Annotated in this window: 15 protein-coding genes; 9 read left to right on the top strand and 6 right to left on the bottom strand. The window is 45.4% G+C overall.

Translation table 11 applies throughout. The features are described from left to right. Nucleotides 1-4 precede the first annotated feature (4 nt). From JAO78_RS09720 to JAO78_RS09755, 7 genes are all read left to right on the top strand, one after another. On the top strand, nt 5-3,187 hold the full coding sequence (locus JAO78_RS09720; RefSeq protein WP_226751152.1) for a pilus assembly protein: 3,183 nt from the start codon (nt 5-7) through the stop codon (nt 3,185-3,187). Beyond that, nucleotides 3,187-3,597 (top strand): type IV pilin protein, encoded by a 411-nt coding sequence (locus JAO78_RS09730; RefSeq protein WP_304504383.1) that lies wholly within the window; start codon nt 3,187-3,189, stop codon nt 3,595-3,597. Before JAO78_RS09720 ends, JAO78_RS09730 begins: the two co-directional genes overlap by 1 nt. Before the next feature lie 80 nt (nt 3,598-3,677). Further along, a complete protein-coding gene (gene pilV / locus JAO78_RS09735; RefSeq protein ID WP_226751153.1) occupies nt 3,678-4,160 on the top strand; it encodes a type IV pilus modification protein PilV in 483 nt (160 codons plus the stop codon). A 6-nt stretch (nt 4,161-4,166) separates the two neighbouring features. Next, nucleotides 4,167-5,126, top strand: coding sequence for a PilW family protein (locus tag JAO78_RS09740; RefSeq protein WP_226751154.1), 960 nt, complete (start codon nt 4,167-4,169; stop codon nt 5,124-5,126). Between the two features lie 42 nt (nt 5,127-5,168). Next, a complete protein-coding gene (locus JAO78_RS09745) occupies nt 5,169-5,546 on the top strand; it encodes a hypothetical protein (RefSeq protein ID WP_226751155.1) in 378 nt (125 codons plus the stop codon). Continuing rightward, nucleotides 5,543-6,592, top strand: coding sequence for a hypothetical protein (locus JAO78_RS09750; RefSeq protein WP_226751156.1), 1,050 nt, complete (start codon nt 5,543-5,545; stop codon nt 6,590-6,592). The genes JAO78_RS09745 and JAO78_RS09750 overlap by 4 nt, the downstream gene beginning before the upstream one ends. Beyond that, a complete protein-coding gene (locus JAO78_RS09755) occupies nt 6,592-6,993 on the top strand; it encodes a type IV pilin protein (protein WP_226751157.1) in 402 nt (133 codons plus the stop codon). Before JAO78_RS09750 ends, JAO78_RS09755 begins: the two co-directional genes overlap by 1 nt. An 18-nt stretch (nt 6,994-7,011) precedes the next feature. On the opposite strand, the gene JAO78_RS09760 is transcribed toward JAO78_RS09755, so the two are convergent. Both JAO78_RS09760 and nadE read right to left on the bottom strand, forming a co-directional pair. Beyond that, nucleotides 7,012-7,509, bottom strand: coding sequence for a GspH/FimT family protein (locus JAO78_RS09760; protein WP_226751158.1), 498 nt, complete (start codon nt 7,507-7,509; stop codon nt 7,012-7,014). Between the two features lie 82 nt (nt 7,510-7,591). Continuing rightward, nucleotides 7,592-8,419 (bottom strand): NAD(+) synthase, encoded by an 828-nt coding sequence (gene nadE, locus JAO78_RS09765; RefSeq protein ID WP_304504384.1) that lies wholly within the window; start codon nt 8,417-8,419, stop codon nt 7,592-7,594. Between the two features lie 143 nt (nt 8,420-8,562). Between nadE and glnB the strand changes: the two genes are divergently transcribed. After that, a complete protein-coding gene (gene glnB / locus JAO78_RS09770) occupies nt 8,563-8,901 on the top strand; it encodes a nitrogen regulatory protein P-II (protein ID WP_226751160.1) in 339 nt (112 codons plus the stop codon). Here glnB and JAO78_RS09775 read toward each other — a convergent pair. The 3 genes from JAO78_RS09775 to JAO78_RS09785 are packed head-to-tail and all read right to left on the bottom strand — an operon-like array spanning nt 8,898 to nt 13,303. Continuing rightward, a complete protein-coding gene (locus tag JAO78_RS09775) occupies nt 8,898-10,409 on the bottom strand; it encodes an FAD-binding domain-containing protein (protein WP_226751161.1) in 1,512 nt (503 codons plus the stop codon). The two genes, glnB and JAO78_RS09775, sit on opposite strands and share 4 nt — an antisense overlap. Before the next feature lie 3 nt (nt 10,410-10,412). Then, nucleotides 10,413-11,777, bottom strand: coding sequence for a DASH family cryptochrome (locus JAO78_RS09780; protein WP_226751162.1), 1,365 nt, complete (start codon nt 11,775-11,777; stop codon nt 10,413-10,415). Beyond that, entirely contained in the window at nt 11,774-13,303 is a 1,530-nt protein-coding gene (locus JAO78_RS09785; RefSeq protein ID WP_226751163.1) for a cryptochrome/photolyase family protein, read from the bottom strand. Before JAO78_RS09785 ends, JAO78_RS09780 begins: the two co-directional genes overlap by 4 nt. 128 nt (nt 13,304-13,431) lie before the next feature. Here JAO78_RS09785 and JAO78_RS09790 point away from each other — a divergent pair, with 128 nt between their 5' ends. Then, nucleotides 13,432-14,079, top strand: coding sequence for a ZrgA family zinc uptake protein (locus tag JAO78_RS09790; protein ID WP_226751164.1), 648 nt, complete (start codon nt 13,432-13,434; stop codon nt 14,077-14,079). Between the two features lie 176 nt (nt 14,080-14,255). On the opposite strand, the gene JAO78_RS09795 is transcribed toward JAO78_RS09790, so the two are convergent. After that, complete coding sequence (locus JAO78_RS09795; protein ID WP_226751165.1) at nt 14,256-14,801, bottom strand: DUF3299 domain-containing protein; 546 nt, start codon at nt 14,799-14,801, stop codon at nt 14,256-14,258. Nucleotides 14,802-14,852 lie beyond the last annotated feature (51 nt).

Consider the following 14,852-nt stretch of genomic DNA (forward strand, 5'->3'; position numbering starts at 1 on the left):
AATTATGCAAGCTTTAATGAAAAAATCCGTTTGGTTTATGTGTGGTTTGAACTTTGGTGTTGCCATGTCGGTTTCCGCTGCGACATTATCTATTCCAAACGTCCCTCTGCAAACGGGCAGTGATGTTCCGGCAAATATCATGTTTTTGTTGGATGATTCGGGGTCTATGGCTTGGGAATATATGCCGAATGCCATTGCCAATAATTACAGTGCACCAACTTCAAAAGTCTGTACAGAATATAGAGGCAATGGAAACTGCAAAACGGAGAAAACAATCAGAACGGGAGCTAATGTGCAAAACTATTGGTATTACTCTTCTGAAGTCAACAAAACCTACTATGACCCAAATGTTGTTTATCAAATACCTCCGAATGAAGGCGGCACCTTAACTAATGTTCCAACTTATACTAAAGCTTGGATGGATGGTTTTGACAAAAGTAACTCCAGAGATCTGAGTGATGAATTTGACATGATTACCAATGGCGGGACCTTAAGGTTTACGGAAGGTGGTTTCTATTACAACTATGCGCCTAGTGCCACCGATCTTGTCAGTTGTAATAGTAATCCGCAACAAAACAAATGTTATAGCTATGTCTCAATGAACAGTGCAACTGCTGCACAAAAGTCAAACTTTGCGATTTGGTATTCTTATTATCGTAGCCGTAAACTGTTAGCTCGCTCTGGTGTTGGTACCGCGTTTTATACATTACCCGATGATGTTCGTGTGGGCTATGGTGCTTTAAATAAAGGGTTAAAAAGTGGTGTTCGCGAATTTAACAATAGTGGAAGAGAGAAATTCTATGAATGGCTGTATGACAGTGACGCTTCGGGCGGCACCCCTCTTCGTCGAACTTTAGAGTATGCGGGGGAGTATTTTAAAACTGATGAGCCTTATCGAGCGGATCCAACAAAATCTAGCAGTGCGTTGGTGAGCTGTCGTCAAAACTTCAGCATTTTGACAACAGACGGATCGTGGAACGGAAATAATCCTAATAGTAGAATTGGCAACGCTGACGGTGATTCCAATTCAATTACCTTAGGCGATGTTGCAAGTTACTATTATAAAAATGACCTGATGTCAGGCTTAACCAACAATGTACCAAAACGTAAGACAACTTCGCCTAATTGGCAACATATGGTGACTTTTGGTGTAGGTTTAGGGGTTGAAGGTACATTAGATCCTGAAGTGGCTAAAAATTGGGCGCCAAATGATAGCCGTTGGCCAAACCCAAATAATGACGATCGTAAAATTGATGATTTATTACACGCTGCGGTGAATGGCGATGGTGAATTTTTCAGTGCTAAAGATCCGGTAACCTTTAGTAAGCAAATTACTACTGCATTAAAAGCGATTTTAGACCGTATTGCTTCAGCGTCTAATTTAGCAGCCACCACAACGTCATTGTTAGAAGATAACAGTGTGTTCCAAGCTTCGTTTAATACTGCAAGTTGGAGTGGTACGTTAATTAGCCGTGATGTGGATGATTTATCCTTACAGTGGTCGGCAAACTTTCCTGCGTGGCAGAGTCGTAACATTCAAACTAGTCGCACTATTTTAGGTATTACAACGTCATTTCCGTTTACATGGGATAATTTATTACCACTTGTGGAGCGTCCTGCATTAGAGTCAGAAATTGTGGTTAATTATTTGCGTGGTGATCGCAGTAATGAAAAACCGTCAGGAACCTTAAGACAGCGCGTGTCTATTTTAGGTGATATTGCACATTCTTCTCCCGTTTATGTCGGCGCACCACAAAATCGTAATTATCAACGTTACGGCTGGGCGGGCTCGTCATCTTATGCGGCTTTTGTTGCAGATAAAAAAGATCGCGCTCCGATGGTATTTGTGGGGGCTAATGATGGCATGTTGCATGGTTTTAATGCTGATACCACCAGCTCAACCAAAGGTATTGAAACTTATGCTTATGTTCCGCAAAAAATGCTGACTGCCGCAGCACAATTAGCGTCTTATTCTAAAGAAACCTACGCACATCGTTTTTATGTTGATGGTTCACCGACAGTCGGTGACGTTTACATTAACGGTCAATGGCGTTCTGTCTTGGTCAGCTCTCTAGGCCGAGGTGGTAATAGTGTTTTCGCTTTAGACGTTACAGATCCGACCAATATTACCTTGTTGTGGGATCTGACTATTCCAGAATTAGGTGTGATGACAGCCAAACCCGTTATCACCCGTTTGAATAATGGTCGCTGGGCAGCAGTAATGCCCTATGGTTACAATAACAGCACCAATAAAAGTGGTTTGTTAGTCATTGATATTCAAAATGGTGGCACGCCGATTAAGCTTGAGTTACCGAATACTGCAGGCGAGCTAGGTCAGCCAGAAGGCTGGGATATGAATCGCAATGGTAATGCCGATTGGTTTTTTGCTGGTGACTTAAACGGCAATGTTTGGAAATTTGACTTATCTTCAATCTCTGCAACAAACTGGGGGGTGGCTTACAACAATACACCACTGTTCACTGCTAAAGATGCGGGTAATAAAGCGCAGCCAATTACCGGCGGTATAACGTTATCGAGCCATCCAACAACTGGCGAATTATGGATTTTCTTTGGTACAGGAAAATATTTAGAAACAGGTGATAGCTTAAATACAGATACACAAAGCTGGTATGGTATTGTTGATGGCACAATTATTAGCAATCGTGGTCAATTAGTACCACGCTATATGACGAATACGACCTACACCAACGGAACTATTACTGAGCAAACAAGGACAGTGACTGCTGGAAGTTCGAATGATTTGGTCAATAAACGTGGCTGGTATATGGATTTAATCGATGCTAGAGAGCGTGTCACCTCAAAAGCTCGTGTTGTCGGCACTAACTTGATTTTAAATACGATTATTCCCGATTCTGATCTATGTAATCCGCAGGGTGATGGTTGGGTTATGGCAATAGACCCTTTTAGTGGCAGCCGCTTGAAATATCACTTGTTTGATTTATCCAATGATGGCGAATTTAATGATTCAGATGGCATCACGACAACGAATGGGCAACAGAGCGTTATCAATGTAGCGAGTGGTCTTAAATTTGAAGGAATGCCAGGTGAACCTGTTTTTGTTGGTGAGCAGATGCTAGTGGGCGATTCAAGAGTCTCTATTGATTCTCGCTTAGTCAACTTACAATTAAGAAGAGGCCGGATCTCCTGGCGTGAGGTAGTAAACTAATGCAAAAAATACGTGGTGTTACCTTGATTGAGCTAATGATTGCCGTTGCTATTATCGGTATCTTGTCGGCTATTGCGTATCCCTCATATACCAACTATGTGCTGCGCTCTAATCGAGCCGCAGCAACGGCTTGTTTAGTAGAGCAAGCGCAGTTGATGGAAAGAACCTACACACAAAATATGAGCTATAATCCAGCGGGCTTTGTCTTACCCAACACGCAATGCCAGCAAGAGCTGGCAACACGCTATGCTTTTGCGCTCTCTACTATAACCGCAAGAACTTTTACGCTTACCGCTACACCAACGAGCATCCAGTCAGGTGATGGCTGTGGCGCATTGACGTTGAATCAGGCTGGGCAAAAAGGTGCGAATGGTGAAGTTAGTGCCGCAGCTGTACAATCGTGTTGGTAGCAATATTTTCACAATATTGACTTGATCTATTAACCGCTGCTGCTATGTTTATTTTCCGAGGATAAAAAACCGAGGTCAATATGAAGCAGCAGCGTGGTGCAACATTGATCGAAGTATTGATCACCTTACTGATTATCAAAATTGGTTTACTTGGCGTGCTAGCTGGGCAACTGCTGGCACTGAAGTGGGTTACTGATGCCACTCAGCGCACTACGGCTATTGCGCTCTCTCAAGAAATTGTACAACAACTGCATAGTTTTAATTCTCCTCACAAAGCCAGCGATTTTCAGCTTGCTGAACAGCCTGCCTCTGAATGCAGTGCCCATCTTCCTTGTCAATATACCGAGGCGCGCCAATATCTTTTGTCACGTTGGCAAGCGAAATGGCAGGGCTCTGCGCATAGTTATGGTTTATTACTCGATCCACAGTTTTGTTTGCAGCAGCACAATGGCCAGCTGCAATTAGCGGTAAGTTGGCAGCAAAATGCAGCATTTGCACAGGGCATAGCGCCTACCTGTAAGGTAGGAAATGGCCGCTCTGGTTTATCTTTAGCCCAAGAGTAACTTCTGATGATTCGGCGGGAAGCTGGTTTCTCTTTAGTGGAATTACTGATTGCAGCCGCGTTAGCCCTGATGTTGTTATTGTTGATGTTAACCACTTTTACTGCGCTAAATCAAAGTTCGACGCAAACACGGCAATTAGCCCAATTGCAGCAAAATGGTCAGTTGGTATTAAATTTACTGCACAATGAATTAAAAAATACGGGGTTTTGGGGTGGGTTACCGCAACAGCAATTAGCCGAAGCCGCAACCTTACCTTTACCGGCCGGCGACTGTGTTGCTGAAGGGTTAGATAGCGGCAGTTTTCCGATGAGTGGTCAGTCTTTTCTCACTTTATATGCTGCCAGGGCAACCGGTGGTCGGCAATTAGGTTGTTTAAATAACCTGATCAGAGATACAGAGTTTTTACAGTTAAAACGTAGTATTGGCTTAATTGTGGCACCTGATGAAATGCGCGCGAATCGGTTTTATTGGCAAGCTGATTGGCAGCAAGGTCGATTTGTTGCGGTTGATGCCGCACAGCTGAATGCTGGGATGTTGTTTCCTTATCAGCATCTAGTATTTTATTTGCAGCAGCAAAACCAAAATGGTCAAACTATCCCGGTGTTAATGCGTAAAAGATTAGTTCGCAATGCAGCGGGGGCAGCCAGTATCAGTACGGATTCTATTATTGATGGTGTTGAGCGGCTACATTTTGAATTTATGATTGATAGTGATTTGGATGGTCGGCCTAACTTCAGCTTAGCGAGCCACCAAATGACAGTAGAGCATTGGTTGCAACAACAAAGCCGGATTGTGGGTTTGCAATATCATGTGTTGTTAAGGTCTCTGGAACCTGACCATCATTATAACAATACACAGCAATATCAACTTGGTAGCATTCAGTTTGAGGCGCCAGGTGATGCCTATCGTCGCTTGCAGTTAAGTGGCGCTGTCTATTTTGAAAACGCTGTTCTGGCAGAGCAGTAAAACGGTTAGTTACATTATTGTTATTGATACTTCGGAGGCGCTATGAGAAATCGCGGCATGGTTTTACTCACTGCACTGTTGTTCTTAACGGTTATGTTATTAGTTGTAGGCAGTAATTTATTTATCAGCAAGTTAAGTGCTAAGTCTGCACAGGCAGCTCAGCAGCAGTTGCAGTTAGAGTTTCGTGCTTTAGAACAACATTTGATGATGTTAAATAATGTTGATCCTGAAGAATTACCTCGAAATAGCTGGGATATGCCTGCTTGTCCTGCCATTTACGCAGCGTGGAGTGATCCTGAATTGCAGTGTGAGCTGCTATTTGTTGAAACAGCTTTACGCAGTGATGAGCGGCCAGTGTTCGCTCGTTATAATAGCATTTTGCTGCGAAAACGCTTTCGGTTTGCGGAGGATAAGCCATGATGCGCTTTCTTCTATTGTTAGCCATTTTAGCGCTACCAGTACATGCGCTTTGCCCACCTTTAACCCCCGAGGCAACGCAAGTGAAGCTTCAGCATGATCTGAACGGGCAACTGTGGTTGCAAAGTAGTGAATCAGCTCAGCAGTTGCTATTAACTGAAGATAAACTGGGGAAGGTTGTCGCTCACCTTGAGCTTACCACAACGGGTATACATTCGCGTATTCAAGCTCAACCCTTAGTTGAAGATCGTAACCTTGATGGTGTCGTCGATCATATTTGGTTACTCAGTCGTGAAGGTTTACTTTGGCGTTTACCCTATGCCGATGGTCAGTTTGGTGTTGCCCGAGAAATGGCAGATTTAACCGCAAGTGGCCTACGCTTTATTGCAACCGCTGGCCTACTTAGAACGAAGCTACCAACGACCCTAGCGCCACCCAGTTGGGGTATTGCCGATCAGTATTTAGTATTGGTTATTGGCCGTCACCCGCAAACCGGGCACGATAGCATTATGCTATTACGATTTGGTTTAAATCGGTTGCAGCAAAGCGTTATTCATTATCAACACCTCGCCGACCGAACCTTATTAGATCCAGCAGAACAACCCCAAACACTCAGTGCACAAGATTGGCGCGCATTACTGTCTAATGCCGGTTGGAAGATACATTTACCAGGCAAAATTAGCAGCAAACCGTTGGTCGCTGCCGGTGTTTTGTATGCCCCTGTCGCCAAAACAGACACTGCTGCAGAGTGTGAAACAGAGCAAACTGAGCAGTTATTATATGCGCTGCAAGTGCATACTGGCGGTCGAGTTTATGCAGAGCGAATGATGACGGTGCCTTTTCTGGCGGATGCGCAACTGCGTTTGCGTCAAAATGCGGATAAAAGCATTAAATTAGAGTTAGGTTCAGACTTTCAAAACCGCTTGTTATTAACGAATTTACGTAAAGTGAGTGCAGAGTGTTATCACTGCAGTGAGCCGTTAAGTTTGGATAAGTTTCCTATTTGGCAGCGTTTAGCAACCTATCGAAGTGAACAAGGGGCTCACTAATGCAAGCGCGTGGTGTCACGCTTATTGAAATGCTGATTGTAGTGCTACTGATCGGCATATTAGGGGCTATCGCTTATCCCGCTTATCAGCAGTATGTGCTGCGCAGTTATCGCGCTGAAGCGGTGAAAACCTTGCTCATTCTCGCGAATAGGCAAGAGCAAAGGTTAGCAGATTATGGTGCTTATACCGCTGACTTGGCTCAGTTAGGCTTTGTGCAAAGCTTATCTGAGTCAGGGCGTTATCGAATTACTGTTGAGCTCACGGCAGGGCAATTTGCCTATCAGTTGCGCGTAACGGCAGAGGGGCCGCAAACCCAAGATCGTGACTGTTTACGTTTTAGTCTTAATCATCTGGGGCAGCGCAATCATACTTTAACTGAGCCGCTGTCGTGTTGGAACTAACGGCCGTTTAGCGACCTGTTAAATCGGACAAGCCTGCTCATAGCGCTTTAAACGATTGCGGCCAGCTTGGTTTAACACTAAGCGATAATGCCATTGATAGCGACTAGGAGGGCAATAGTAAAAGGTGCCATTTTCCAGAGCATCTAAGCTACCGTCGCGCCGAAATTGTAATTGTTGTCGATGGTAGCTTAGTCGATGGTCGTTTTTAAGCGCGGGCAGTTCGCGTAACAGCACGGTTTCATTATTAATTGGATCAAGTAACAGCAATTGAATGGGATCGTGCTGCCATTGTCCTTGACAGTGTTGACCTTGGATCGGACAGATTTTGACCGGTTGTTGGCTACTGCTCGCTTGGATCCTCGCAAAGTGTAAATGTCGACTGAACTGTTGCATGTAGCTGCTGGCGTGTTGCCGATGCATCAGTTCAGACATGGCCGGAGCAGCAATGGATAACAGGATAACCAGTACAAGTAGAGCAACAAGTAATTCGATTAAGCTTAAACCGCGTGAGATCATGGCGACACTCCTGCTGTATCAAACAATCAAGAGTGTAGCCAAGAATCCATGAAAGTTGAATTTAAATTAAAAAAATGTTTATTTATGGCAGATCATAAATAGTTGGGATTGGTTGACGCTTGTGTTGCGTCTTTTGGAAAATTTGCACTAAACGCTCTGAAACCGCAGCATCGACTGTTTTACCTTCCAGAAAATCATCAATTTGCTGATAGGTCAGGCCAAGCGCGGCTTCATCGGCTTTTTGTGGTGCTAGACACTCTAAATCAGCCGTAGGCGTTTTTTCAACCAGTGTGGCGGGTGCACCAAGATGTTTTGCCAAGGCACGAACTTGACGTTTGCTTAAACCAAATAACGGTGCCATATCGCAAGCGCCGTCGCCCCATTTAGTATAAAAGCCGGTAATGTTTTCAGCAGAGTGATCGGTACCTATCACCAAGCCACCTTGCAGGGCCGCGATATGATACTGTGCCACCATACGACAGCGCGCTTTAACGTTGCCTTTGGCAAAGTCGGCTTGAGCTGCATTGGCTTGAGGTAAGCCTTCAATACCTGCTAGGGTGCTTTGATGTAAGGCATCGGCGGCGGCTTTGATATTTACAGTGACAACATGGCTAGGCTGAATAAAGCCCAATGCCAGTTGTGCTTCGTCTTCGTCTTTTTGTGTACCATAAGGTAAACGGACAGCGATAAAGCGATAAGTATTTGCTGCGCCGGCATTCAGCTCATCAACAGCGAGTTGTGCTAAGCGGCCACAGGTCGTCGAATCGACACCGCCACTAATACCTAACACCAATGTGTTTAAGCCTGATGCGGTAAGTCGCGATTTAATAAAATCAATGCGGCGACGGATCTCGTGTTCAACGTCAATTTGCGGCAATACCCGCATTTCCCGGATAATATGTTGTTCCATAGTCATAATAGCCTCATTGATTAGTACCTGTTTATCTTAACGTATCTCAGCAGAAGAAGATCAACTAATTATTAGACAAAAGCTGAAGCCTTATGCGGCTTGTATTATACTGCGGCTATCAATGAGGGAATGGACGAAAAAACATGAAAAAAATTGAAGCGATTATTAAACCTTTCAAGCTTGATGATGTGCGAGAAGCGTTAGCTGAAATTAACATCACAGGTATGACTGTCACCGAAGTAAAAGGTTTTGGTCGGCAAAAAGGTCATACCGAGTTATATCGTGGTGCGGAGTATATGGTCGATTTTTTACCCAAAGTGAAATTAGACATTGTCGTACCCGATGACCAAGTTGAGCGTTGTATTGAAGCGATCGTGACAACCGCACAAACCGGGCGTATTGGTGACGGTAAGATCTTTGTATTCGATGTAGAACGCGTGGTGCGCATCAGAACGGGCGAAGAAGACGAAGAAGCGCTTTAATCGTTAAATAACGCTAATTGCTTGCGTGATATGGGCTTGCTTCGTGTCGTCGGTCGCTTACGACTAGCATGTTTGCGAACAATTCGTTGTTTTTGTTCTTTCCAATCCGTTTGATGCTGTTGCAGCCAGTGTTTTAAACGCTGGCGAGCCAGTTTAATCGCTTGCTCGTGCGGCACAACGGGCGCGGGATAATCGATATCTAATCGACATACATACTGCTGTTGTTGTTGGCGGTTCAGCAACCAGGGTTGATGCAACCAGCCATCTGGCACCTGCTGTAATTCAGGCAACCAATGCCGTATAAACTTTCCTTCTGGGTCTTTCTGAATACTTTGTTTCACAGGATTGTACATGCGATTGGGATTAATGCCCGTGGTGCCAGCTTGCATTTGAATTTGTGGATAATGGATCCCAGGCTCGTAATCGACAAAGCAGCGGGCTAAGTGCAAAGCAACCGGGCGCCAGTGCAACCAAAGGTGATAACAGGCAAAAGCCACTAACATGGCTCTGGCACGAAAATGCAGCCAGCCGGTAGCTAACAAACTGCGCATGGCCGCATCTATCATCGGGTAGCCTGTTTGCCCCGTAGCCCAGGCCTGAAATAATACCGCAGAAAAATCATTTTCTCTCATGCCATCAAAGCCACGATGCAGATTACGCATTTCTAGTTCAGGTTCATCTTCGAGCTTTTGCATAAAATGACAGTGCCAACGCAGGCGACTATAAAAAGCATCAAGACCGCGTTGTTGATTCTCGTGCTCAGTGGTCTTGCGCTGTTGCCAGGCCTGTTGTTGCAATTGGCGCATACTGAGCAAGCCATAACTTAAGTAGGGGCTTAAGCGTGAGCAGGCCTGCGGAGCTTTACTAGCATAAGAGATGCCACCCCGATAGCTCTTCACTCTATTGGTTAGAAAGCTCTGTAAGGTGTTACTCAGTGCTGCTGCCTGCTGCGGTGACTGACAAAGTGGCAAATCTTTACTGCGTATTGGCCATTGCAGAGGGGCTTGCCAGTTAGCGGCAGTAATAAAAGGAAGCTGTTTGGGAATAGGAAATAATGGCTGTGTTAGCCACTCATCCGCTTGTTTAAACCAAAGATCACGATCGGCAAGCCGCCGAAATACCGCAAACTGCCGATACTGATGCCAAGGTATTGCTAGCTCATGCCATAGCTTTTCTACCGCCAGGTCGCGCTGATAACTCCATAAATTACCGGTTTCTTCATGGCTATACACCGCCGTAATGGGAAACTGCTCGGTTAGTTGTCGAAAGACTCGGCTTGCGGCGCCATAGAAGACCAATAAAGGCTGACCCAAGGCAGAGAACTGTTGCTGTAGCTGTTCTAAAGCTGAACAAATAAAAGCCCAATGGCGCAAAGAGGTATCAGGTTGCTGCCAGTAATCGGGTTCGATGATATACACCGGTAAAACCGCTGCACCTTGTTGTGCAGCGTAGTGCAAGGCGGCATGGTCGGCTAAGCGTAAATCGCGTTTTAGCCATAACAGATGCATGGGCTAGTCCAACTCTTTTAACCAATTATGCCATTGAGCAGGGATCGGTGTGTTGGCTTGTGGGCGATGAGCTGTTTTATCCTTAGCGGTGAGTTCGGGTAACATGTGTCGAACAAAATCGGCTTTTGGATCATAGGCCAATGCTTGCTTTATCATATTAAAAGGGCGCGCTTCACTATTACCATAACCGGCAATATAGGCCCAATTTCCCCAGTTGCTGGCGCATTCGTAATCGAGCAGGCGTTGTTCAAAATATGCCGCACCCAAACGCCAATCTATGGCTAAATCATGGATTAAATAACTGGCCACATTTTGTCGACCGCGATTACTCATTAAACCACTTTGATTAAGTAAGCGCATATTGGCATCAACAAAAGGAATGCCAGTTTGACCAGCACACCATGCTGCAAACTTACGCCGTTGTGTTGCGGTAAGCTGCGGTGGTTGAAAATTCGGCTGACCTTTTATACCCGTTTGGCTAAACCAACGAGATTGGTATTTACGCATTTGCCAGCGAAAAAACTCTCGCCATAACAACTCGAACTTAAGCCAATAGGTTGAATCATTCGCTTGTACTTGTTGCTCAAATTCAACAATTTGTTGCCACAGATCGCGCGTGGATAAACTGCCCAGCGCTAAAGCGCTAGAAAAGAAACTGGCGTAATGCTCACCTTGCAGCGCATTACGCGTTTCTTTGTAATGTAAAATATGCTGCTCTTGCCAGATGTACTGCTGCAAGCGTTGCCAAGCAGCTGTTTCAGTAATAATGGGGGGGGTAGCCGCACTGCTCGCATGTCGATAATCATCTAATGCTGACCAATTGGCGTGGTGATGCTCAGCCTGTTGCGGTGTTAGCCAATGTTGTTCAGAGCGGGGAATAAAAGGTGGAACGGGTAACGATACTTGCAACAGCGGTTCGTGGTTTTTGCGAAACGCAGTAAAACGGTCTGGCACTCGATTGATATCAAGCCGAAGTGCTGCACCGAATAAGCTGTTGCAATCGATCAGTGTTAGCGTTATCGGGCCTGCTAATTGCTGCAACGCAGCGTACTCGTGCGGCGAGGTAGGCTCGGCCGCAATCAGCGTTGTGGCATTCAGCTCATTTGCCAGTGCCTGCAAGGTACTGGTGGTATCACCAAACCGTAATATTAAACCGATCTGCTTAGTGGCTAAGGCCTGTTGCAGCTGTAAGATAGCCTGTATCTGTTGATTTAAACGCCATAAATTCGCGCGATAAAGCCCGTATTGTTTGCCGAAAAATTGGGCTTTATCTAATACTACTACCGCGTGTAAAGTACCGCTGCCAGCATTGAGCAGCGGGTTATCACGTAAGCGTAATGCCTGATTCAGTAAAACTAAGGTGCTCATAATTGCTCCAGCTTATTCAGCAACACAGACGCGTGCTGTTTAATTGCAGCTTGCTGTTCAGGCGTTTTGCGTTGCCAGTTTTTGAAAGCCAGTTGCAGCCGAGCGTTTTGACCTAATTGCTCATGGTTTCGGTCTAAAAAGTCCCAATACAGTGCATTAAACGGGCAGGCTTTCTCACCGGTAACATCTTTTACTTTGTAATGGCAATTTTTGCAGTAATTACTCATTCGATTTACGTAAGCGCCGCTAGCCGCATAGGGTTTTGACGCTAACTCTCCGCCATCGGCAAACAACGCCATGCCCATGGTATTCGGCAGCTCTACCCATTCATAGGCGTCGACATAGACCGCCAAATACCAATCGCATATCGCTTGCACATCTAAGCCCGCCAAAAGGGCAAAATTACCGGTAATCATTAAGCGCTGAATATGATGAGCATAGCCGTATTCCATCGTTTGCGAGATGGCTTGCTGCATGCAGCGCATCTTGGTTTTGCCACTCCAAAAATAACTGGGCAGCGGCGTCGTAGCAGAGAAATAATTTTGCGCGGCATAATCTGGCATTTTTAGCCAATACAGGCCGCGTACAAATTCACGCCAGCCTATGAGCTGGCGAATAAAGCCTTCGGCGGCATTTAAACTGACTTTCTCGCTACGCCAAGCGGCTTCGACTTTTTGGCACATCCAGCGCACATCAAGTAAACCCGCATTTAAATACATGGAGCAGAGGCTGTGAAATAAAAATGGCTGATCAACCAACATCGCATCTTGATAATCGCCAAAGTTGACCAGTTGTTGTTCGATAAAATGCATAAAAGCTTGGCGCGCGTCTTTACCGGTTACAGCATATTGAAAATTATCGACAGAGCCAGGGTTATCAGCAAATTCAGTCGCAACCAACTGACACACTTGCTGAGTAATGTCATCGTGGCTAAATTTAAGGGGGGGGATGGCCACTAAATCGGGTGGACAGGCTTTACGGTTTTCTTTATCAAAGTTCCACTGCCCACCAACCGGTTGTTGTTTAGCATCCAGCAGTAAGCCGGTGTAGCGGCGCATTTGCCGATAAAAGTACTCCATGCGCAGTTGCTGCCGGCCGCTAGCCCATTGGTTAAACATCTCTTTCGAGCAGAGAAAACGGTCGTCTTCGAGGATGGTGACAGGCCGCTGAAAATGCGCTGACCAACCGAGAATTTCTTGATGCAGACGGTATTCACCGCATTCCGTTATGGCAATTTCTGACATATCGGTTTGCGCAAGCGCATAGGCTACGGCGTCTGTCATGCTATGGATGCCGGCTTGCTGGCCATATTTAACGTAGCAAACTTTGCGGCCCTGTTGCTCTAGAACAGCAGCGAAATGGCGCATGGCACTGAAAATAAGCACAATTTTATGCTTGTGATGTTTCACATAGCTGGCTTCACTGCCAACTTCAGCCATTAAAATGACGTCATCCGCACTGGCTTCGCGCAGGCTGGCGATCGCGGGGCTAAGTTGATCACCTAAAATAACAATAAGTTTGGGCATTACGTCAGACCACTACAATCAATATCGCCTGATACGGGATTAACCGCCCATTTAGATCAGCTAGATCAGCATTGCGGCCAGACTAAATCTGAGTATGATGGTGGCAATAAATTTAAGAGGTATGTGCTGTGAAAAGAAAATTAGTTGCTTTGCTTATGGTTACAGGCAGTGTATTGGCTTATCAAGTTCAAGCTACCGATCAGGCGTTAGCCGCCTCAACCGCTAAAACTGAACGTCAGGTTGCCGCAGAGGTACCCGAGTTGCATCAGCATAATGCTGGCGATGAGCATACGCATTCTGCTGCAGAGCATTCACATGAGGCCGATGATTTTACACAGCTTGGTACTCATGTGCATGGGGTTGCCAGCCTGACATTGATTTTAGAAGGAAATGAGTTGCAGTTAGCATTGCAAGCTGCGGCGGCTACTATTGTGGGCTTTGAACATGCCCCGCGTACTGCCGAGCAAAAGCAAGAATTAACGCTGGCATTAGACATCCTATCCCAAGGTCAGTGGTTAAATTTAAGTAAGGATGCAAACTGTGAAATTCAAGGCAGTGATGCGAGCACGGATCTGACCGAGCGCACCTACAGTGGTCACGGCGATTTTTATGCCAATATCAGTTTTTTATGTCAGCGCCCGGCATTGTTACAACAGCTTGATGTGAGTTTATTTAATCTGCTCCCGTCGCTTCAAACGATGGATGTGCAGTGGGTGTTAAATGGTCAACAAGGTGCCGCTAAAGCGACGCTGGGTAACAGCCAAGTGCGCTTTTAAATAAAGCCTAATGCATCCGCACAACAGTGCTGTAATGCGTTTTAGCCTATTACTATCTGTAGATTGCAGATGAGTGCGTTTGTGAGCACATTTATTGGTTAAACAGGCGCTAGCCGATAAAAAAACCGGTCATTTAACGTGACCGGTTTTTTTGTAGGCAGATAAACGGAGTATCATTACCAAGTATATTCTTCTACTTTATCTGCTTTCATACTGTAAGCCGCATTTGCTAAATCGTGAGACATGCTTTCGGTCGTAATAGTACCAATTATCCAAAAGGGTGAATAAATCATATCTGCACGCAGGTTAGATGCACCACTCACATAAATAATTTGATTTGGTGGTGGTGGCGGTACGTGGATACAGGCGCCAAAGTATGGCACGAGAAAGAAGCTCGTTACATTCTGATCAGCATCAAATTCCAGAGGAACAATAAAGCCAGGGATCTTGATTTTAACGTTATTGAACTCGGGTTTAACTTTGGCAGACTGCAAAATTTGCTGCCAGGCTTGTGCGGCAGGATCTTCACCATTGTAGTTTTCTTCAAACGGTGAAGGTTGGCTATAATCATGCGCCACTTCGGGCATGGCCATTAACGCCTGTAAATCATCTTCAGGCATTAAATCTGTCCACTCAATGGTTTTGACTTCGTTGGCATGCACGCTAAAAGCCAAACTTGCGGCCAGTACCAGAGAAAACGCAACAGACAACTTCTTGAACATTGGAGCTTCGCCTCTTAATTTTGCATAATAGCTTATAGGCTATCATAGCAT

It is taken from the genome of Alishewanella maricola, assembly GCF_016343785.1.
GTDB lineage: Bacteria > Pseudomonadota > Gammaproteobacteria > Enterobacterales > Alteromonadaceae > Alishewanella > Alishewanella maricola.